The sequence below is a fragment of the Flavobacterium sp. ACN6 genome (assembly GCF_002304005.1).
GTDB lineage: Bacteria > Bacteroidota > Bacteroidia > Flavobacteriales > Flavobacteriaceae > Flavobacterium.
Window position 1 is genome coordinate 321,802 of the sequence record NZ_MRCQ01000006.1, and the last position, 21,869, is coordinate 343,670.

Sequence of the window (21,869 nt, forward strand, 5' to 3'; positions counted from 1 at the left end):
TATGGAAATGGAACAGTTTTATTACGACAACAAAATTGTAAAAAAATTCATTTACGCCACAATCCTATTTGGAGTTGTGGGTATGTTAGTGGGACTTACCTTGGCGGTAATGTACCTTTTTCCCAACATGACAGATGGGATTTCATGGCTGAGTTACGGCCGATTAAGACCATTACACACCAATGCAGTAATTTTTGCCTTTGTAGGTAATGCTTTTTTTGCAGGACTTTATTATTCACTGCAAAGATTACTAAAAGCCAGAATGTTTAGTGATTTTTTAAGTAATCTTCATTTCTGGGGCTGGCAGTTAATTATTGTCGCGGCGGCCATTACACTTCCGTTAGGTTACACTTCTTCTAAAGAATATGCAGAGTTAGAATGGCCTATCGATATTGCAATTGCATTAATATGGGTTGTAATGGGAATCAATATGATTGGTACAATGCTGCGTCGTAGAGAGCGTCACTTGTATGTTGCAATCTGGTTTTATCTTGCCACATTTGTAACAGTCGCAGTACTTCATATTTTTAATAACATTGAAATTCCAGTTTCTGCTTTTAAAAGTTATTCTGTTTATGCCGGAGTTCAGGATGCACTTGTGCAATGGTGGTATGGACATAATGCGGTAGCATTTTTCCTTACAACTCCATTCTTAGGTTTAATGTATTACTTCATTCCTAAAGTGGCAAACAGACCAGTTTATTCATATAGACTTTCTATTATACATTTTTGGTCTTTGATCTTTATTTACATCTGGGCAGGACCACACCACTTATTATATTCTGCATTGCCAAACTGGGCACAGAATTTAGGAGTTGCATTTTCAGTAATGTTAATTGCTCCATCTTGGGGTGGTATGATTAATGGTCTTTTAACTTTAAGAGGCGCATGGGATAAAGTTCGTGAAGAACCAGTTTTAAAATTCTTCGTAGTAGCGATTACAGGTTACGGAATGGCAACTTTTGAAGGTCCGATGCTTTCTTTGAAAAACGTAAATGCTATCGCGCACTATACAGACTGGATCGTTGCTCACGTACACGTTGGTGCTTTAGCTTGGAATGGTTTCATGTCGTTTGGTATCATTTATTGGTTAATCCCTCGAATGACAAAATCAAATTTATTTTCTAAAAAATTAGCAAACTTCCATTTCTGGATTGGTACTTTAGGTATTATTGTTTATACAATTCCTTTATATGTTGCTGGTTTTCAGCAAGCCTCTATGTGGAAACAATTTAATCCAGACGGGACTTTAACGTATGGTAACTTCCTTGAAACAGTAACAGCTATTATGCCAATGTATTGGATGAGAGCTATCGGTGGTACTTTGTACTTAATAGGTATGCTGACATTGGTTTATAATATAATAATGACAGTTAGAGCGGGATCTCCAGTAGAAGATGAATTGGCTCAAGCACCTGCTTTACAAAGAATCAGCAGCAGTCGAGTAAGAGGTGAAAAATTCCACTCTTGGTTAGAAAGAAAACCTATTCAATTAACCATTTTGGCTACAGTCGCTATTTTAATTGGAGGTATTATACAAATTGTACCAACTATTATGGTAAAATCTAATATTCCAACAATTTCAAGTGTAAAACCTTATACACCGTTAGAACTTGAAGGACGTGATTTATATATTAGAGAAGGTTGCGTGGGTTGTCACTCACAATCAGTTCGTCCATTTAGAAGTGAGGTTGAGCGTTATGGCGTACAATCTAAAGCTGGAGAATTTGTGTATGATCATCCATTCTTATGGGGATCAAAACGTACAGGTCCAGATTTATTAAGAGTAGGTGGTAAGTACAATGATAATTGGCATTTTAACCACTTCTGGAATCCGCAGAGTATCTCTGCAGGATCTATTATGCCGGGATACAAATGGTTATTTGATAATAAACCGATGGATATTTCATTAACACAAAAGAAAATGCAGGCAATGATTTCATTAGGTGTGCCATATACTCCTGAAGAAGTTACAAATGCACAAAAAACTTTAAGAGAGCAGGCTGTAAAAATAGAAAAAAGCTTAGAAAACGATCCTGACTTTGTAAAAAGTTATGAAGAAAGCAAGAAAAAAGCTGTTGCAAAAGGAGAAAAATTCATTCCTATGAATGAAAGAGAAATCGTTGCTTTGATCGCTTACATACAAAGACTTGGTACTGATATTAAAGTAAAAGAAACTTCTAAATAACAGCATTATGTTTGAACAAATAAAACACAATATGGAAACAATATCGGGTATAGAAATTTACCCGATTCTTTCTCTCTTGATTTTCTTCTTCTTTTTCGTAGGATTAGGCTTTTGGGTGTTTTCTTACAGAAAAGATAAAATTCAGGAAATGAGTAGTATACCTTTAGATGAAGGACTAGTTGTAATTACAAAAGACAGATAAAAATGAAAAAGTTTTTCCCAGTATATGTTAGAGTACCGTTGATTTTCTTCATCGTATTTGCCTTAATGGAATATTTTATAGATTCGGGCGATAGACCTGCTTTTATAAAATACCCAATGGTATCACTCTTTTTGTGTGTCTTTTTATTTATTTTGATTGCAATCGAAATTACATTGAGTGCCGTAAATAAAGTAATGTACCAATTATTGTCACCAGAAGAAAAGGCAAAATTAGAACATGAAGAAAGTTTAAGTTTCAAAGAAAGTACATGGTTTAAAAACCTAATGCAAAAATTGACGAAAACTTCACCAATCGAAAAAGAAGGCGATTTATTAATGGATCATGATTATGACGGCATTAAAGAGCTTGATAATAATTTACCGCCGTGGTGGGTATATTTATTCTACATCTGTATCATTTTTGGTGTAATCTATGTAGTGCGTTATGAAGTCTTAGGAGCTGATAACCAAGAGATGGAGTTGAAAAAAGAAATGGCTCAGGCAAAAATTGATGTTGAAGAATATTTAAAAACAGCTCCAGATTTGATGGACGAAAAAACAGTTGTTTTACTTACTGATGAACCAAGTTTAGCAGCAGGAAAAGAAATCTTTACTATGAATTGCGCGGCGTGTCACAGAGCCGATGGTGGAGGACAGATTGGTCCAAACTTAACAGATAATCATTGGATTTTAGGAGGTGGAATTAAAAACCTATTCCACACCATTACAAATGGAGGTCGTGATGGAAAAGGAATGATTTCCTGGAAAGGAACCTTAAAACCAAAAGAGATTCAGAAAGTAGCAAGTTACATTTTATCCCTGCAAGGATCGAATCCAAAAGACCCGAAAGAAGCAGAAGGAGAAGTTTGGGTAGATGAAAGCGCCGCGAAAACAGATGCTTCAAATACACAAAAAGATACCACAGAAGTTAAAAAATAAAATAAAATACCATGTCAAATTTACCAGACGAAGCTTTTAGAGATACTATCGGAACTATAGATGAAGGTGGTAAACGGAAATTTGTTTTTCCGAAGAAACCGTCTGGTAAATTTTACAATTACAGAAAAATTGTCAGCTATATTTTGCTGGCAATTTTAATCATAAATCCGTTTATCAAAATAAATGGGAACCAGTTTATGATGTTCAACATTCTCGAACGTCGTTTTAATATTTTTGGATTCCCTTTTTGGCCTCAGGATTTTTACCTCTTCGTTATTTCAATGCTAATCGGCGTTGTATTCATACTCTTATTTACAGTTGTTTTTGGACGAATATTTTGCGGCTGGATCTGCCCGCAGACTATTTTCCTTGAAATGGTTTTCCGTCGTATTGAATATTGGATAGATGGAGACCGTGGTTCGCAATCACGTTTGGCAAGACAGGAATGGAATGGAGAAAAAATTAGAAAAAGACTTATAAAGTGGACCGTTTTCTTTTTAATCTCTTTCCTTATAGCTAATGTTTTTCTTGCTTATTTAGTGGGAAGTGATACTTTGTTTTTGATGATTGAGCAGGGACCAATTCAGCAGGCAAGTAATTTTGTTGCACTTCTAATTTTTACTGGAGTTTTTTATTTTGTTTTTGTCTGGTTTCGAGAGCAGGTTTGTATAATTGCCTGTCCGTACGGGAGATTGCAAGGTGTTCTTTTGGATAATAAATCGATAAATGTTGCATACGATTTTGTTCGTGGAGAAAAAGAAAAAGGACGTGCAAAGTTTAGTAAAAAAGAAGACAGGGCTTTAACAGGAAAAGGAGATTGTATTGACTGTCTTCAATGTGTTCATGTCTGCCCAATGGGAATTGACATTAGAAATGGAACACAGTTAGAATGCACAAACTGCACTGCTTGTATCGATGAATGTGATCATATAATGGAATCGGTAGGATTGCCAAAAGGTCTTATTCGTTATGCTTCTGAAGATGAAATTGCTAAAAAAGAACCTTTTAAATTTACGGCAAGAATGAAAGGTTACACTGCAGTTCTGTTTATTTTATTGAGTGTTTTTGTTGGAATGTTATTTTTAAGAACTAATGTTCAAGCTGTTATTCTGCGTTTGCCGGGACAGCTTTTTCAACATGACGGTGATCAAATTAGTAATGTTTACACATATAAAATTGTAAACAAAACCATGAAAGATTACAGCAACATTCATTTCGAATTAATAGATCAGAAAGGAGAAATTAAAAATGTTGGAAAACAGCATTTTAAAATTGCAAAAGAAGCAATTTCTCAAGGAACATTATTTATAGAAATAAAAGAAGTTTTATTAGAAAGTGATAAAACAAAAGTAAAAATTGGAGTTTATAACGGTTCTGAACTCCTGGAAACAACAACTACAAATTTCTTAGGACCACGCAGTTTTAATTAAAATATTTATACCATGAAAATTAATTGGGGTACCGGAATTGTCATAGCATTTGGATTGTTCATGACGTTTATTTTATATTTTGTTTTTGAAGTACAATCAAATTCTAAATACGATAATGATTTGGTTGTGGAAGAATATTACAAACACGACACGCATTTTCAAGAAGAAATGGCTCGAATTCAAAATGCACATGATTTGCAGCATAAACCTTCAATCAAATACACCGATAATGGTGTGGCTGTAACTTTTCCTGCTGGATTTGAAAGTGATAAAGTAAAAGGAAATATACTGTTGTACAGACCTTCAAATAAAAAATTTGATTTTAATACGCAAATTGCTTTAACCAATTCAGCATTAATGATTCCACAGAAAAAATTGATAAAAGGCCGTTGGGATGTCAATATGGAATGGCAGTACGAAGGCAAAAAATATTTAACTAAAGAAGTTATCTACGTGAATTAATTTAATCTCAAAAAAATGTTATTCTCAGCTTTCTTTCTCGGCCTAATAAGTAGTCTGCATTGTGTTGGAATGTGCGGACCAATCGCAATGATGTTACCGGTAGACAGGCAAAATGAAGCGAAAAAGGTAACGCAGATTATGACTTATCATTTTGGAAGGTTGACAGCTTATGCTTCAATTGGACTGATTTTTGGATTATTGGGAAGAGGTTTTTTTCTAGCTGGATTGCAGCAAAAAATGTCCATAATAATCGGTGTAATTATGATTATTGTGGTCTTGATTCCAGAGAAAAAATTTGCAGAATATAACTTTTCAAAACCCGTTTATAAAATCATTTCAAAAATCAAAACTAATCTTGGCGCTCAATTTAGAAATAAGAGTTACAAATCTCTTTTTACAATTGGTCTTCTAAATGGATTTTTACCATGCGGAATGGTTTACGTGGCGCTGTTTGGTGCAATTGCTATGCAGAGTGCTTCTTATGGAGTTTTTTACATGCTCTTATTCGGAATTGGAACTATACCTTTGATGACGATTGTGGTATATGTCAACACCTTATTAAAATTACCTTTTAGAAATAAGATTCAAAAAGCAATTCCATATGTAGCAATTGTAATTGGAGTTTTATTTATCCTTAGAGGTCTAGGATTGGGAATCCCTTATATTTCACCTTCAAGTATGAGTTTGTTTGTACAGCAGACTCCAAACTGCCACTAACAAATAGAATATAAAAAGCTATACAGTCATCGAAAACAAATTGGTTTCCGGTGACTTTCTTTTTAGATGCAAGTCAAAAGCCATGCAAATATTACGTACAAAAGGTCTTCCTTCTTCGGTAATTTTAAGTTTTCCTTCTTCAATAACGATTAATTGATCTTTTGCGATCTCTTCTAAATCTTCTAATACACTCGGAAGTTCTTTAAAATAAAGAGAATCATTTTTCCAGGAAGTTTCTAATTCACAAGTTAAATTTAGAATGTGTTTTCTAATAATTAGATCCTCGTCATTTAGAATATGACCTTTTACAACGGGTAATTTATCCCATTCTAATAATTGATAATAGTCTTCCAGATTTTTAGTGTTTTGAGCAAAACTGTACCAGCTGTCACTAATTGAGGAAACTCCTAGGCCAATCATCGCCTGTGTTTTAGAAGCGCCGTAACCCATAAAGTTTCGGTGTAAATTTCCATTATGAGCTGCTTTATACAAAGTATCGCTTTCTAATGCAAAATGATCCATACCAATTTCATGGTAACCGTTTTTAGTCAGCAGCTTTTTGCCAGTTTCGTAAAGTTCTCTTTTTTCCGCATCTTTTGGAAGATTTTCATCATTAAAGCCACGTTGTCCATTTCCTTTTATCCAAGGTACGTGAGCGTAACTATAAAATGCTAAACGGTCTGGTTTTAAAGAATTTGTCTTTTCAACTGTATCAATTACATCTTCAACAGTTTGAAAGGGAAGACCAAAGATAATATCATGGCCAATAGAAGTATATCCAATTTCTTTTGCCCAAAATGTTACTTTGGCAACATTATGAAAGGGCTGAATTCTATTGATGGCTTTTTGAACTTTAGCAGCATAATCCTGAACGCCAAAACTCACTCGGCGAAAGCCTAAATCATACAGTTTTTTAAGCTGTTCATAAGTGGTGTTATTAGGGTGTCCTTCAAAACTAAATTCATGATTTTCTGCTTTTACTGCATAACTAAAAATTCCGTTGATAAGACTTTCGAGATTTTCTTTGGAAAAGAATGTCGGCGTTCCTCCGCCTAAATGTATTTCTTTTATAATTGGTTTTTCTGGAAGTACCCTGCAATATAAACTCCATTCTTTTAAAAGTGCTTTAATGTAGATTTCTTCAACAGAATGATTTTTTGTTATACGTTTATTGCATCCGCAAAAAGTACACATGCTTTCGCAGAAGGGAAGGTGGATGTATAAACTAATTCCGTTTTTTGAATTACTTTCTGAAAATGATTTTTGTAAAGAAGTTATCCATTTTTCTGCTGTAAAATCAGCTTCATTCCAGTAAGGAACTGTTGGATAGCTAGTATATCTTGGACCTGGGACATTGTATTTTTGAGTCAAAGAGATTTTCATAATGACGGATTTAGTTTACATCAAAATTAAAACATCATTGAGAGACAGAAAATGACAAATATCATATAACCAACAAAAAAAAGAGGCTCAATTTTGAGCCTCTTTAGTGAATTAAATAACTAACGTGAAATAGAATCTTGGATGATTTTATGCCATTTTTTTGCAAACTGATGATCTTGGTAGACGCTTATCTGTTTGATGCGGTCATCGTCAAAATCATAGAATGGGATTATTATTTTTTTAGATGTTTCTTTATCTTGAAATTCAAAATCAATTTTAATGATGGTATCAGAATGCGCATCTGTTGTCGGAATCAATTTGCAGGAAGTAACTGTATTTAAATCGACAAAAGTAGATTCCTGTTGGTTTGGATTGAAATTCATTAGTATGAATTTGTTGTTTTTCTGATCCAGCGTTAATGTTTTATTATTGATTGATTCAGTCAAATCAAAGCTTTCTGGATTTGTCGGATTGAATCTCTTTTTAATGTTCAAAATTCTTGATTTGCTTGCTGCGCTTGAGCGAGCAGAGAAGTATACTGGAATTGCGACAATAATTAAAATCACAATACCCATTATTGTTGTAGTAGTTTCCATAATATTTTTAATGAAATAAATAAATGATATGCAAAACAGTTTTCAATTTGAAAACGGTCTAGAGGTAGTTGAAGAATGAATCTTCAAATGAAAATCAAATATTTATTTACCAGAAAAAATGGAAAGCATAGAGTATGACTAAGACTTTTTTACTTTGAGTTGTAAATAGTTTAGTATAAACGGTAGTGTTTGTAACGGTTTGATGCTGAGGGATAAGAGGTAAGAGAGAATCAAAACATTTGATAATTCCAGAAGGATTTGTTTTGATGTTCGCTGCAAACTGATAACTTCCCTGAGGCTGAATAAATGCAGACGAATCTGCTATGTCTTTGCAGAAATTTGAATCTGATTTTTCCGTTTCAGTTATATGCACAGAAGCTGTGTCTGCCTGATAAGCAAACAAACCTGCAATCAAAAGTGCAATAAAAATAACGGTTTTACGAATCCAATTCATGTCGGCGAATTTAAGTCATAAAACACAATTAAAGAAATTTTATAGAATTAATTAACACTCAAAAACTATCCTCAGCCCATTTTTATAAAAAGCTGAGGATTTATGAAGTTATTGCTGCATCTTAAAATAGTAATCTGCAGAATGTTTGCCACTTCCATAAAACAAGAAAAAGATGCAGATTAGTAAAACTACAAGAGCTAGAATTAAACTTTCGGAATGCATTTTCCCCATGAAATTTATGAGAACAGCGCCAAACAATATAGGTAATTGAGCTGCAATTGCCCAACGGGTTAGTAGTCCGAAAATAATCATTATGCCGCCAATCATGTGAGCTGGAGCAATGTAATGCAGCATAAACATACCTCCGCCAAATCTATCTATTGGAGAAATTAACTCATGCAGGTATTGAATATTGGTGACAAATGAGACACCTTTCATAAATAAGAATCCACCCAAAACAATACGTACTAAATCAACCGGTAAATAAGTGTGCGAATTGGCCCACTTATTCAAACTTTTTACATTTTCCATGATGCTGTGTGATTAAAAATTATATACTAAGTTACTAAATTTTAGTAATATATTTAATTTTAACAGTCTGAAATTGAGTTTTTTGCCTTTTTTAACTGTGTGTTTTGAGAATACTTAAATGTTATACCTGAATTACGCCTAAATTAAATGGCTTTTGGATAGGAGAATGGTTTGCTGCTTCTATTCCTAAGGAAATCCAATTACGAGTTTCTAAAGGATCAATTATAGCATCTGTCCAAAGTCTGGAAGCCGCGTAGTAAGGAGAAGTCTGCTCGTCGTAGCGTGCTTTTATTTTATTAAATAATTGAGCTTCTTTTTCTTCGTCTACTATTTCTCCTTTCGCTTTAAGCGAAGAAGCTTCAATTTGTGCTAATACTTTTGCAGCCTGTGTGCCGCCCATAACGGCAAGTTCTGCACTTGGCCAGGCAAATATTAATCGAGGATCATAAGCTTTTCCGCACATTGCATAATTTCCTGCTCCGTATGAATTTCCGACAATAACTGTGAATTTAGGCACAACAGAATTACTTACCGCATTTACCATTTTTGCACCGTCTTTGATAATTCCTCCGTGTTCTGATTTGGAACCAACCATAAAACCTGTAACGTCTTGCAGAAAAACTAACGGAATTTTCTTTTGATTGCAATTGGCAATAAAACGAGTTGCTTTATCTGCACTGTCAGAATAAATAACACCGCCAAACTGCATTTCGCCTTTTTTGGTTTTTACGACCTTTCGCTGATTCGCTACAATTCCAACAGCCCAGCCGTCGATTCTGGCGTAACCGGTAATAAGAGATTGTCCGTAACCATCTTTATAAGCTTCAAATTCTGAATTATCAACCAAGCGTTTGATAATTTCCATCATATCATATTGTTCCGATCTGGCTTTTGGAAGGATTCCGTAAATATCGTTTGGATCTAAAGCAGGTTTTTCTGCTTTTATTCGGCTGAAGCCAGCTTTGTCATAATCACCAATTTTATCTACTATATTTTTAATTTTGTCTAAAGCATCTTTGTCGTCTTTAGCTTTATAATCGGTTACACCAGAAATTTCACAATGCGTTGTAGCACCGCCTAAGGTTTCATTATCAATAGTTTCGCCAATTGCAGCTTTTACCAAATAACTTCCAGCAAGAAAAATACTTCCGGTTTTATCTACAATCAAAGCTTCATCGCTCATAATTGGAAGATAAGCACCGCCGGCAACACAGCTTCCCATAACGGCAGCAATCTGGGTAATTCCCATACTGCTCATTTGAGCATTGTTTCTAAATATTCTTCCGAAATGTTCTTTATCTGGAAAAATTTCATCCTGCATCGGAAGATAGACTCCTGCGCTGTCTACAAGATAAATAATTGGAAGTCTGTTTTCCATTGCAATTTCCTGCGCTCGTAGATTCTTCTTTCCTGTTATCGGAAACCAGGCGCCAGCTTTAACCGTGGCATCATTTGCAACTACAATACATTGTTTCCCTTTAATGTAGCCAATTTTTACTACAACACCTCCAGAAGGGCATCCGCCGTGTTCAGGATACATTCCTTCGCCGGCAAAACCACCAATTTCAATACTTTTAGCATTATCATCCAATAAGTAAGCAATTCGCTCACGAGCTGTCATTTTACCTTCAGAATGTAATTTTTCAATTCTTTTTTCGCCTCCGCCCAATTTTACTTTGGCAAATTTTTGTTTTAATTCAGAAAGGAGCAGTTTATTGTGATCTTCGTTTTTATTGAAGTTTAAATCCATGATATCGTATTGATTTTGTAATATAGTGTTGGCTAATTTACAAAATCAATTGAAATAAACCAGTTGCTTTGTGAATTAAGAAGTCGCTTCTAAACTTCATTCTTATCTATTCTGTTAATAAAGAGATTTACTTTAATGTAAAGTCTATAAAATGAAAAAACATCCGTTATCAGCGGATGTTTTTTTATATCAATTAGATTTGAATTATTTTTTAGCAGCGCAAGCCATTCTTTTTAGTGTTGCCCATTGTTTTAAAGCATCACGAGCTTCAACAGCTGGATAACCCAGCATTGTTTTGCCTGCCGGAACATCACCAATAACACCAGATCCAGCACCAACTATAGCTCCGTCGCCAATCGTCGTATGGTCTTTTATAGAAGCACTTCCCCCAATAATAACGCCATTTCCTAAAGTTACAGAACCTGCCAAACCACTGTTTCCAGCCATAATACAGAACTTTCCAAGTTTACTGTTATGGCCAATTTGTACTAAATTATCAATTTTACAGCCATCTCCTAAAACTGTTGAACTGAATTTTCCGCGGTCAACGCAAGAATTGGCTCCAATTTCGACTCCGTTTCCAATAATTACATTTCCAATTTGTGGAATTTTTACTAAACCTTTTTCAGAACAAGGGCGAAATCCAAAACCATCTGCACCAATAGTTGCATTTGGATGAATGATACAATCGCTTCCAATATGGCAACGCTCACGAACAACGGTCCCAGACCAAATAATAGTATTTTTGCCAATAGTACATTCGTCCAGAATAGTCACATTTGGATAAATCGTTGCATTGGCACCAATTTCAACTTTTGGTCCAATATAGCAGCCAGCGCCAATTTTTGCACCTTCGCCAATTATAGCAGTTTCGTCTATAGTAGCCGTTTTGTGAATATTGGTATGAAAGATTGGAGTAGGAGGGGCAAAAAGAGCAAGAATTTGCGACATAGCCAAATCGGCATTTTTTACCTTAATAAAAGCACGGTTTTCGCCTGGCTCAATCGAAATGTCTTCATTTACTACAGCAATTGAAGCATTAGATGTTGACCAGTACTTTTCGTATTTTTTATTTCCTATAAAAGAAATTTCTGAAGTTGTAGCTTTTTCTAATTGCTCTGTTGCGGTAATGCTCTGTGAAGTAGTGCCGTAAATTACGCCATTAATTACTTCATTGATTTCTTGAATTGAATAGGATTTCATTGACAAATTTTAATCGACTTAGGGTTAATTTTTGCCAAATAAAATGAATTAGATTTTAATTACCTAATTAATTTTTCGCGTTCCTTAATAAAAATTTAAAATATAAGGCTTAAAATTTAAAAATTAACACTTTAAATATTAATTTACTAACAGTTTTTTAATGTTTGAAAGTGTTACAGCTCAATTTCGCCTCTTAATTTATTAAAAAAAGAGCTGGAAAATAATTAATTTAATTGTTAAGTGATGACTTACATTTGTTTTGTTAATGAATTCATTTCGTGATTATTAAAAAAAAGCGATTCGCTTTTTGTAAAGGAATCGCTTTGATAATTTATTCTTTGATTTTTGATAATGAAACAGCATTAATACAGTATCGTAATCCGCTTGGAGGCGGACCGTCGGGGAAAATATGTCCTAAATGCGCGTCGCATACATTGCAGGTAACCTCAACGCGAATCATTCCGTGCGATTTATCGGCATGGTAACCAACAGCATTTTCTTTTACAGGCTGTGTAAAAGAAGGCCATCCCGTACCTGATTCGAATTTTTCACTCGCATCAAAAAGAACAGTTCCACAGCATTTACATTCGTAAATTCCAGGATCAAACAAACTGCACAATTCAGAACTAAAAGATCTTTCGGTTCCTTTTAAACGCGTTACCTGAAATTCTTCCGGAGTCAGGATTTGTTTCCATTCTTCCTCCGTTTTCTCCACTCTTTTATCAGGAGTCGGATTTCCTTTATTTGTAAAATGAATTACATCTGCCCATTTTATCATAACTTTATTTTTTAGTTTTCAGTCTCGGTTTTCAGTCTCGGTCCCAGTTTGCTGAAAACTGAGACTGCGACTGAAAACTTTATTCTTCCTCCTTCTGTCCCATCATCATCAGATAGGCTTTAAGAAACGCATCTATATTTCCGTTCATTACGCCGTCAACGTCACTGGTTTCGTAACCTGTACGAACGTCTTTTACTAATTTATAAGGCTGCATTACGTAATTACGGATTTGCGAACCCCATTCAATTTTCATTTTTCCAGCTTCAATATCGGCACGTTGTGCTTGTTGTTTCTTTAGCTCGATTTCGTACAATTGAGAACGAAGCATCTGCATCGCACGCTGTCTGTTGTCTTGCTGTGATCTCGTTTCAGAACATTGAATCTGAATTCCTGTTGGCTTATGCACTAACTGAACTTTAGTTTCAACCTTGTTTACGTTTTGTCCACCGGCACCACTCGAACGAGACGTTGTAATTTCGATATCGGCAGGATTAATATCAATTTCGATACTATCATCTACAAGCGGATAAACATAAACAGAAACAAACGAGGTGTGACGTTTGGCGTTACTGTCAAAAGGTGAAATACGAACCAAACGGTGTACACCATTTTCCCCTTTTAAATAACCAAAAGAATAATCGCCTTCAAATTCTAAAGTTACGGTTTTAATACCCGCAACATCGCCTTCCTGAAAGTTAAGTTCTTTTATTTTATAGCCATAACTTTCTCCCCACATCATATACATACGCATCAGCATTCCTGCCCAGTCACAACTTTCCGTTCCGCCGGCTCCTGCAGTAATTTGAACTACAGCACTTAAACTGTCGCCCTCATCAGAAAGCATGTTTTTAAATTCGATGTTTTCAATATGCGTTTGAGTATTGCTGTATTGTTCATCCAATTCTTCTACAGAAAGTTCACCTTCTTTGTAAAAATCATACGCAAGCTGTAATTCATCGGTAAGTTCGATAGCTTTGTTGTAATCTTCAATCCATTTTTTCTTGTTTCGAAGATTTTTTACAATAATTTCTGCTTCTTTGGCATTGTTCCAGAAATCTGGTGCAAACGTTTTTTCTTCTTCGTTTGCAATTTCGATTAGCTTGGCATCAACGTCAAAGATACCTCCTCAACGCACCAAGGCGCTCCACAATACCTTTTACTTGTTCGGCTGTTGTCATAAATTAATTAATAGGTTTTTATATGTTTTTTAGAATTATTACGTTAATTTGGTCTATAGAAACTAGCAAGTTAAAATTTACTGAAACTTGCTCAGAATAACTATTTGTAATACGTAATTTTGCATACAAAAATAAGATATAGTTTTTAGAATATGGAAATAAATTTAATCAGCGATACCATAACAAAGCCTACTTATGAAATGCTGCAGTATATGTTTAACGCTCATGTTGGCGATGATGTATACAAACAGGACCCTACGGTGATTGAATTGGAAAATAGAACAGCAGAGTTTTTTGGTATGGAAGCTGGACTTTTTTTTCCGTCTGGAACTATGGCAAATCAAACCGCAATTAAACTGCATACACAGCCGGGCGAGCAGTTAATAGCCGATAAATATGCTCACGTTTATCATTATGAAGGAGGGGGAGTTTCGTTTAACAGCGGTGTTTCCTGCTGTTTATTAGATGGTAATCGCGGTATGATTACAGCATCACAAGTTGCTGCAGCGATAAACGATCCTGAGTTTTATCATAGTCCGTTAACAAGTTTGGTTTGTGTTGAAAATACAACCAACAAAGGCGGTGGTGCTTGTTATGAATTAGAAGATTTAAGAGAAATAAAAAAAGTCTGCGACGCCAATAATTTGAAATTTCATATGGATGGCGCCAGAATCTGGAATGCATTAGTAGCCAAAAGACAAAATCCGAAGGAATTTGGAGCTATTTTCGATACTATTTCAGTTTGTTTATCTAAAGGATTGGGCGCCCCTATAGGTTCGGTGTTATTAGGAAGTAAGGCTGATATTCACAGGGCGTTGAGAATCAGAAAGATACTTGGGGGCGGAATGCGTCAGGTTGGTTATTTAGCTGCTGCAGGATTATACGCTTTAGCGCATAATATTGAAAGATTGGCAGAGGACCACCGCCGAGCAAAAGAAATTGCAAAAATTTTGAGTACCAAACCTTGGGTTTCGGCAATAGAACCTGTAGAAACTAATATTTTAATTTTTTCGCTTGCCGAAGGTTACAGCGATCAGTTGTTAATTGAGAAATTAAAACAAAAAAATATCTCCATAAGTTCTATGGGGCACAACAAACTCCGAATTGTAACGCATCTAGATTACAGAGAAGTAATGCATACTTATGTGTTGGAAACGCTTTCGAAGTTTTAGGGAGGAGGTGCAAAGTTGCAAAGGTTCAGAGGGACAAAGGTTTTAAAAAGAATAGTTACAAAGTTACAAAGGTTCAGAGGGACAAGGTTTAAAAAAAAGACGCATAATGCGTCTTTTTTTATTACATGGAAGGACAAAGTATAAAAAACTTTGAGCCTATGCAACTATGAACCTTTGTACCTTTATTTAAACAAATTATCCATTCCAGGAATAGACGGCATATCCATTCTGGCAACAGCATCTAATTCTCTTTCGTTAACATTTGTAGCGTTTTCGATTGCTTTGTTTAGTGTAACAATCAAATAATCTTCAAGTTGTTCTTTATCTTCTAGTAAAGAATCGTCAATAGAGATTGATTTGATCTTTCTGCTAGCTGTAATTGTAATTTTTAATAATCCGTCAGCACTTTGTTCATCAATCAAAACAGTATCTAGACGCTTTTTTGTATCTTCAATTTTTTGCTGGGTTTCTTTAAGTTTGCCCATCATTCCCATTAAATCCATTTTTGTTGATTTTTTAAATTATTTCAGACAAAATTAGTATATTGCTGTGTTAAATCAATAGAATATTTTATGAAAATATTAATTCTGTTCTGTTGTGTTTGTACTATTTTTGCGTCTTCATATTTAAAAATTAATGCTCAGTCAATGCAAAATGATATATCGGCTCCAAAGGCCAACATAATTCCAAAAACATTAAAAAAACATAAAGAGTCTAGGATTGACAACTACTTCTGGCTTAATGACCGCGAAAATCAGGAGGTAATTGATTACTTAAATCAAGAGAATTCTTATTATGAGAGTATGACCTCTCACACTCAGACTTTAAAAGATAATCTCTTTGAAGAAATGAAAGCAAGAATTAAGGAAGATGATTCTTCTGTTCCTTATTTCTACAATGGTTACTATTATATTACCCGTTTTGAAACAGGGCAGGATTATCCAATTTTTGCTAGAAAGAAAGGAAGCATGTCTGCACAGGAAGAAATTTTGTTCAATTGTAATGAAATGGCAAAAGGACATACCTACTTTAAATTGGGCGGATTAAGTATTAGTCCAGATAATAAATTTGCCAGTTTTGGAGTGGATATTGTCGGAAGAAGAATTTACACCATTCAAGTTAAAAACTTAGAAACAGAAGAAATTCTAGCTGATAAAATAGAAAGTGTTACAGGAGCTTCGGTTTGGGCTAATGATAATAATACTATTTTTTATGTGAGACAAGATCAAGTAACGCTGAGAGCAGATAAAGTTTTTAAACATAAATTAAATACAGATTCTGAAAAAGATGTTTTGGTTTTTGATGAAGTCGATGATACTTTTAATGTTTCTATCAGTAAAGAAAAGTCAAGAAAATATATTGTTATCGGCTCTGGAAGTACTTTAACGACAGAATATAGAATTCTTAACTCTAATACTCCAGACGGAGAATTCACTGTTTTTCAGCCACGCGTGCGCGGTTTAGAATATAGTATTTCACATTACGAGGATTCGTTTTATATTTTGACAAATAAAGATAAGGCGACCAATTTTAAGTTGATGAAAACGCCTGAAGACAAAACAGGAAAGAAAAACTGGGTAGATTTAATTCCGCACAGAGAAGATGTTTTGTTAGAAGATATTGAAATTTTTAAAAATTATTTAGTTGTAGAAGAGCGTTCTAATGGATTAAGTCATATCCGAATCATGCCTTGGAACGGAGAACCAGATTATTATCTTCCTTTCGGCAGTGAAACCTATAATGCGTACACAACAACGAATGTTGATTTTGATACCGATATATTACGTTACAGTTATCAATCACTGGCAACGCCGTCTTCTATAATTGATTTTAATATGAAGACTAAAACAAAAGAGATTTTAAAAGAGCAGGAGGTTTTAGGCGGAAAGTTTGATAAAAATAATTATGTAGAAGAAAGAGTATGGGCAACGGCTAGAGATGGTGTAAAAGTGCCTATTTCTATGGTTTACAAAAAGGGATTAGAGAAAAATGGTAAAAATCCATTGTTGCTTTATGCTTATGGTTCTTACGGAATTACGATGGATACTTATTTTTCGTCAACAAGATTGTCGCTCTTAGACCGCGGATTTGTTTATGCAATTGCGCATATTAGAGGAGGTGAGGACTTAGGAAGACAATGGTATGAGGATGGAAAACTGTTAAAAAAGAAAAATACCTTTACAGATTTCATCGATTGCTCTAAATTTGTAATAGATCAAAAGTATACTTCTCCTGAACATTTATATGCAGAAGGAGGATCTGCCGGCGGACTTTTAATGGGAGTAATTGTAAATGAAGCTCCAGAATTATATAACGGCGTCATCGCTCAGGTGCCTTTTGTAGACGTAATTACCACGATGCTGGATGATAGTATACCGCTTACAACTGGAGAGTATGACGAATGGGGGAACCCAAATAACAAAAAATATTACGATTATATGTTGTCGTATTCGCCTTACGATAATGTAAAAGCGCAAGAATATCCTAATATGTATGTTTCGACCGGCTTGCATGATTCGCAGGTACAGTATTGGGAGCCAGCTAAATGGGTTGCGAAATTGAGAGATTTGAAAACAAATAATAAACTTTTGTTCTTAGATACCAACATGGATGCAGGGCATGGCGGAGCTTCGGGACGTTTTGAAGCTTTAAAAGACTTAGCAAAAGAATTTAGTTTTTTACTAGATTTAGAAAAAATTAAAAGCTAATTAGAAATTTTTTGTTAAATTTGCAACCTATCAAGGTTAATTTGAAAAATGCCTTTGATTAACTATTTTTTTATGAAAGAAGAAATAACCGCTTATAATAATGTTTTAGAGTTAATAGGTAATACCCCCCTTATTAAGCTAAATAAAATCACCGAAGAGTTAGAAGGGAATTTCTACGCAAAGGTAGAAGCTTTCAACCCAGGTCATTCCTCAAAAGATAGAATAGCATTATATATTATTGAAGAAGCCGAGAAGAAAGGAATTCTTTCTCCGGGAGATACCATTATCGAAACAACTTCTGGTAACACAGGATTTAGTTTAGCCATGGTGAGCATTATTAAAGGTTACAATTGTATATTAGCCGTAAGCTCAAAATCATCCAAAGATAAAATTGACATGCTGAGAAGTTTAGGCGCCAAAGTGTATGTCTGTCCCGCTCACGTTTCTGCAGATGATGAAAGATCATATTATAATGTAGCAAAACGTCTGCACGAAGAAACAAAAGGGTCAGTCTATATTAATCAATATTTTAATCAGTTGAATATTGATGCCCACTACAACACTACAGGTCCAGAAATCTGGGAACAAACCAAAGGGCAGATCACGCACTTAGTTGCTTGCAGCGGAACAGGAGGAACTATCTCAGGAACTGCAAAATTCTTAAAAGAAAAAAATCCAAATATTAGAATACTGGGAGTTGATGCTTTTGGTTCGGTATTAAAAAAATACCACGAAACAAAAGAATTTGATACGAAAGAAATTTATCCTTACCGTATTGAAGGTTTGGGTAAAAACTTGATTCCGTCAGCAACAGACTTTGATATTATTGATAAATTCATGAAAGTAACCGACGAAGAAAGTGCTCACTCTGCTAGAGAGATCACTCGTAAAGAAGGTTTATTTGTTGGATATACTTCTGGAGCAGTAATGCAGGCTATTAAACAATATGCAGAAGAAGGTGAGTTTACAAAAGAAAGCAATATTATTGCGATTTTCCCTGATCACGGTTCACGATACATGAGTAAAGTGTTTAGCGATGACTGGATGAACGAACAAGGCTTCTTTGACAGTGTTAATGAAGAAGAAGTTCAAAAAATTGAATTCGTAAAGTAAATAAAATTACTTTTATAAATATCAAACTCCATTCGTTTTACGAATGGAGTTTTTTTATGCCATTTCATTTAGGTTTCAAATTTGAATATTTAGTAAAATAGCGTATTTATACGTAAGAAATTAATAAGTTGACTAAATTTAGAATAGTATTTTAAGAATATCATTATAAGTTTAAAAATGTTGTTTAACGACAAAAATGATCATAATTTGTTATTTTAACGAGTATTTATGTAAGTTGTCGGAAATATTTTTGCTCCAATTTGTAATAATCTAGTTTAGCAGGGTTAAAATGACACAAGTTATTTAATCCCTAAAATCTATTATTATGAAAAAAGTACTACTCACATTAATGTTTGTAAGTTATTTGAATGTTAATGCGCAAACGCCAATTCAGGAATTTAACTTTAATAGTACTTTAAATAATACTTCCAACACAACTTCATTTATGGGAATTGATAATTTCGTTGCTGATAGAGCAGGAGATTTGAAAGGAGCCCAACGATTAAATAATAAAGCTTTAGAGGCTGTAATAGACAATCTGCCACAAGGTAAGAGTGCCAGAACAGTGAGTTTATGGGTTAAATTCAACGATATCTCAAATGCTAATTATATCTGGGGCTATGGAAACGCTTATAATGCGCAATACTGTGGTTTATTACACCAAGGAACGTCTTCTTCTAACGCTGACTTAAGTTTAGCTGCCTGGGGAGTTTCTAATGATGTTATAGTGTCGATTCCACTTGAAAAATATGTTTGGTACAATTATACAATTACATATGAAGGTGCAACTTCCAGAATATATCGTGACGGTAAGTTACTGAAATTTTTAGAAGGAATGACACGATCTACTAATGGCAATATTTTTAGATTGGGAGAAATCAACACCACAATCGGAATTAACGCTGATATAGACGATTTAAAGATTTATGATATTGCATTGACTCCAGAGCAGGTTAATGATCTTTACGAAAGCGGAAAACCAGTTATTTCTCTTGCCACAGCGCCGACAATTGAAATGAAAACTTCTAAAACCGCAGCTACTAAAGGAAAAACTGTTTCAAAACCCAATAATGCAACGATTATAACATCAAGTGACGTTAACGGAACTGCCAAAAATATAGAGATTTACTCCCAAGGTCAAAAAATAGTTGGAACCAATGCAATGGATATCAGTAATCTGCCAGAAGGAACTTATTTACTGAAAGTTACAAGTGCTCCAGCCAAAAAGATAACCTCCAAATAATAGATTTTTTATTTAGTTTTTTGATGTAGTTAGTTTTATGTTGCGCGAGCAATAGAGTTTTTTTTTTGAAATAGTAAAAAAGAAGCCTTTTAATTAAAAAGGCTTTTGTTTTTATCTCTTTTTCTGCTGGCCAGGAGCATACGGTTTTGCACTTTTGCTTCCCGAAATTTTCTTTGCTTGCCCAGGTGGTACTTTTTTACCAGATACTGCTCCAGAAGAGTGTGTATGTGTACCACAGCTCGTTATATTTAAAGCTAAAAATAAAAGCATCAATATTGTTATGGTTTTGTTATTAGTTGTGTGCATGTTTTGTAATTAAAGTTATTTCTACGATGTACAAATATAATTTTTAATGTAAAACCTTTAAAATATTAAACAGTAAAATGTATGTTTTTAATTTTGTGAGAATTCTATATTTATGTGTAGGAATTGTTTGGTGATACTGAATTAAAATCATAGTTTTAACAAAATTTATAAAAAAAATATTCGAAAACCTGAATTGTAAAGAAAGCTTATTACAAGATGTTTCAATTAAGATTTTCCCCAAAACCAAAAACATTCTGATAAATTTTATACCTATGAAAAAAATATTACTCACGCTACTGTTGGTAAGTTTTTTAAATACTAATGCACAAAATCCGGTTCAAGAATTTAATTTCAACGGAAATTTAAATAGTGCAGATAATACAATTTCCTTTCTGGGAGCTCCTGTTTTTGTAAATGACAGAATGGGAACACCTAAAAAGGCTTTAAGGCTTACTAATAAAGCTTATCAAGCCGTAGTGGGAGATCTTCCGCAAGAAAATAAACCAAAAACAATATCTATTTGGGTAAAATTTAATGCTGTAAACGCCGCCAATTATATTTTAGGTTATGGTACTGCTGCAAATGGACAATATTTTGGGTTAATTCAACAGCCAGCAGTTTCAGGAAGTTCGGACTTAAGTTTGGTAGGCTGGGGAGATACCAATAATGTTGTGGTTTCTGTACCATTGGTAAAGGAAACCTGGTATTTTTATAGCATTACTTATGACGGAAATATATCCAAAATATATCGTAATGGCGAATTATTAAAATCCGTAGAAGGAATTCAGCGTTCGGCAAAAGGTTATATTTTGAATATCGGAAAACTAAATACTTCTACAAGTATCAATGCTGATATTGATGATCTTAGATTGTATACCGTTGCTATGACAGATGAACAGGTTAGGGAAGCTTATAACAGTTCTAAAGCGGCTCCTGCTGTTGATGCTCCGACAGAATCGGCACCAGTTTCTAATGCAGTTAAGAAAACAATACCAGCATCCGTAAAAACAACAACTCCTCCAATTATTGTTGCTTCTTCCAATGACATAAATAAAGGCGGAAAAAACATTGAGGTTTTCTCGCAAGGAAAAAAAATAATGGACTCGAATGGATCTAATATTAGTGATTTACCTGAAGGAACGTACTTGATTAAAGTTACTAATGGAACTCCAAAAAAATAATTGATTTAATTTTATATAATCAGAAAGCCTTCTAATTTAGAAGGCTTTCTGTTTTTTAGCTGATTACGCTGATTACTATAAAAAGAACTACTAGTAATATTACAGCAAATCTTGTGATTTTTGAGGCCTGCATAACTTTATATTTAAATTAATTTATTTCTGAGATTAGCAAATATAAATTTTTATTTGAATCTAGGATGCTAAAATTTTGTCTTGTCCTGAAATAGCGATACACAAAAAGTATCATTATGGAAAAAGATCAAGAATTGCGCTATGTTAAGCGTACACAGAAAGATTACAGTATGTCTTTAAAACTTCAAATTGTTCAAGAAATAG

Annotated in this window: 21 protein-coding genes; 11 read left to right on the forward strand and 10 right to left on the reverse strand. The window is 34.3% G+C overall.

Going from position 1 to position 21,869, the window contains the following annotated elements; translation table 11 throughout:
- Position 1 precedes the first annotated feature (1 nt).
- The 6 genes from ccoN to BSF42_RS11910 are packed head-to-tail and all read left to right on the forward strand — an operon-like array spanning position 2 to position 5,937.
- A complete protein-coding gene (gene ccoN / locus BSF42_RS11885; RefSeq protein ID WP_095953299.1) occupies positions 2-2,188 on the forward strand; it encodes a cytochrome-c oxidase, cbb3-type subunit I in 2,187 nt (728 codons plus the stop codon).
- Between the two features lie 7 nt (positions 2,189-2,195).
- Entirely contained in the window at positions 2,196-2,390 is a 195-nt protein-coding gene (locus BSF42_RS11890; protein WP_057118631.1) for a cytochrome c oxidase subunit IV, read from the forward strand.
- A 2-nt stretch (positions 2,391-2,392) separates the two neighbouring features.
- A complete protein-coding gene (locus tag BSF42_RS11895; protein WP_095953300.1) occupies positions 2,393-3,328 on the forward strand; it encodes a cbb3-type cytochrome c oxidase N-terminal domain-containing protein in 936 nt (311 codons plus the stop codon).
- Positions 3,329-3,339: 11 nt separating this feature from the next.
- Positions 3,340-4,758 carry a cytochrome c oxidase accessory protein CcoG gene (gene ccoG, locus BSF42_RS11900; RefSeq protein WP_095953301.1) on the forward strand — a complete coding sequence of 473 codons (1,419 nt, stop codon included), beginning with the start codon at positions 3,340-3,342 and terminating at the stop codon, positions 4,756-4,758.
- A gap of 12 nt (positions 4,759-4,770) precedes the next feature.
- Positions 4,771-5,220: a FixH family protein gene (locus tag BSF42_RS11905; protein WP_095953302.1), complete on the forward strand. Its 450-nt coding sequence runs from the start codon at positions 4,771-4,773 to the stop codon at positions 5,218-5,220.
- 15 nt (positions 5,221-5,235) lie between these two features.
- Positions 5,236-5,937, forward strand: a complete 702-nt coding sequence (locus BSF42_RS11910; RefSeq protein ID WP_095953303.1) for a sulfite exporter TauE/SafE family protein — start codon at positions 5,236-5,238, stop codon at positions 5,935-5,937.
- Between the two features lie 18 nt (positions 5,938-5,955).
- On the opposite strand, the gene hemN is transcribed toward BSF42_RS11910, so the two are convergent.
- The 8 genes from hemN to prfB form a co-directional block, all read right to left on the reverse strand.
- Positions 5,956-7,320, reverse strand: coding sequence for an oxygen-independent coproporphyrinogen III oxidase (hemN, locus tag BSF42_RS11915; protein ID WP_095953304.1), 1,365 nt, complete (start codon positions 7,318-7,320; stop codon positions 5,956-5,958).
- Between the two features lie 119 nt (positions 7,321-7,439).
- Positions 7,440-7,916: a hypothetical protein gene (locus tag BSF42_RS11920; protein WP_095953305.1), complete on the reverse strand. Its 477-nt coding sequence runs from the start codon at positions 7,914-7,916 to the stop codon at positions 7,440-7,442.
- A 106-nt stretch (positions 7,917-8,022) separates the two neighbouring features.
- Positions 8,023-8,370: a hypothetical protein gene (locus tag BSF42_RS11925; protein WP_095953306.1), complete on the reverse strand. Its 348-nt coding sequence runs from the start codon at positions 8,368-8,370 to the stop codon at positions 8,023-8,025.
- 108 nt (positions 8,371-8,478) lie between these two features.
- Positions 8,479-8,901, reverse strand: coding sequence for a DoxX family protein (locus BSF42_RS11930; protein WP_095953307.1), 423 nt, complete (start codon positions 8,899-8,901; stop codon positions 8,479-8,481).
- A gap of 121 nt (positions 8,902-9,022) precedes the next feature.
- Positions 9,023-10,651, reverse strand: a complete 1,629-nt coding sequence (locus tag BSF42_RS11935) for an acyl-CoA carboxylase subunit beta (protein ID WP_095953308.1) — start codon at positions 10,649-10,651, stop codon at positions 9,023-9,025.
- A gap of 204 nt (positions 10,652-10,855) precedes the next feature.
- Positions 10,856-11,854, reverse strand: coding sequence for a UDP-3-O-(3-hydroxymyristoyl)glucosamine N-acyltransferase (gene lpxD, locus BSF42_RS11940; RefSeq protein ID WP_095953309.1), 999 nt, complete (start codon positions 11,852-11,854; stop codon positions 10,856-10,858).
- Positions 11,855-12,185: 331 nt separating this feature from the next.
- The gene (gene msrB / locus BSF42_RS11945) at positions 12,186-12,632 is read right to left on the reverse strand and encodes a peptide-methionine (R)-S-oxide reductase MsrB (protein ID WP_095953310.1); all 447 of its coding nucleotides are present in this window, start codon (positions 12,630-12,632) and stop codon (positions 12,186-12,188) included.
- Positions 12,633-12,711: 79 nt separating this feature from the next.
- Positions 12,712-13,810, reverse strand: a protein-coding gene (prfB, locus tag BSF42_RS11950; RefSeq protein WP_141248452.1) for a peptide chain release factor 2 whose coding sequence is annotated in 2 segments (ribosomal slippage) — positions 12,712-13,746 and positions 13,748-13,810 — 1,098 coding nt in all. Because the reading frame shifts where the segments join, the coding sequence is not laid out codon by codon here.
- A 152-nt stretch (positions 13,811-13,962) separates the two neighbouring features.
- Here prfB and BSF42_RS11955 point away from each other — a divergent pair.
- Entirely contained in the window at positions 13,963-14,982 is a 1,020-nt protein-coding gene (locus BSF42_RS11955) for a low specificity L-threonine aldolase (RefSeq protein WP_095953312.1), read from the forward strand.
- Between the two features lie 182 nt (positions 14,983-15,164).
- On the opposite strand, the gene BSF42_RS11960 is transcribed toward BSF42_RS11955, so the two are convergent.
- A complete protein-coding gene (locus BSF42_RS11960) occupies positions 15,165-15,485 on the reverse strand; it encodes a YbaB/EbfC family nucleoid-associated protein (protein WP_095953313.1) in 321 nt (106 codons plus the stop codon).
- A gap of 69 nt (positions 15,486-15,554) precedes the next feature.
- Between BSF42_RS11960 and BSF42_RS11965 the strand changes: the two genes are divergently transcribed.
- The 3 genes from BSF42_RS11965 to BSF42_RS11975 all read left to right on the forward strand — a co-directional run bounded on the left by BSF42_RS11965 (position 15,555) and on the right by BSF42_RS11975 (position 20,046).
- Positions 15,555-17,690 carry a S9 family peptidase gene (locus BSF42_RS11965; RefSeq protein ID WP_095953314.1) on the forward strand — a complete coding sequence of 712 codons (2,136 nt, stop codon included), beginning with the start codon at positions 15,555-15,557 and terminating at the stop codon, positions 17,688-17,690.
- 72 nt (positions 17,691-17,762) lie between these two features.
- Positions 17,763-18,803 carry a PLP-dependent cysteine synthase family protein gene (locus tag BSF42_RS11970; protein ID WP_095953340.1) on the forward strand — a complete coding sequence of 347 codons (1,041 nt, stop codon included), beginning with the start codon at positions 17,763-17,765 and terminating at the stop codon, positions 18,801-18,803.
- Between the two features lie 325 nt (positions 18,804-19,128).
- Entirely contained in the window at positions 19,129-20,046 is a 918-nt protein-coding gene (locus BSF42_RS11975) for a LamG-like jellyroll fold domain-containing protein (RefSeq protein ID WP_095953315.1), read from the forward strand.
- 111 nt (positions 20,047-20,157) lie between these two features.
- Here the strand turns inward: BSF42_RS11975 and BSF42_RS11980 are convergent, their stop codons facing one another.
- The gene (locus tag BSF42_RS11980) at positions 20,158-20,352 is read right to left on the reverse strand and encodes a hypothetical protein (protein ID WP_095953316.1); all 195 of its coding nucleotides are present in this window, start codon (positions 20,350-20,352) and stop codon (positions 20,158-20,160) included.
- Between the two features lie 272 nt (positions 20,353-20,624).
- Here BSF42_RS11980 and BSF42_RS11990 point away from each other — a divergent pair, with 272 nt between their 5' ends.
- Positions 20,625-21,533: a LamG domain-containing protein gene (locus BSF42_RS11990; RefSeq protein WP_095953318.1), complete on the forward strand. Its 909-nt coding sequence runs from the start codon at positions 20,625-20,627 to the stop codon at positions 21,531-21,533.
- Positions 21,534-21,869 lie beyond the last annotated feature (336 nt).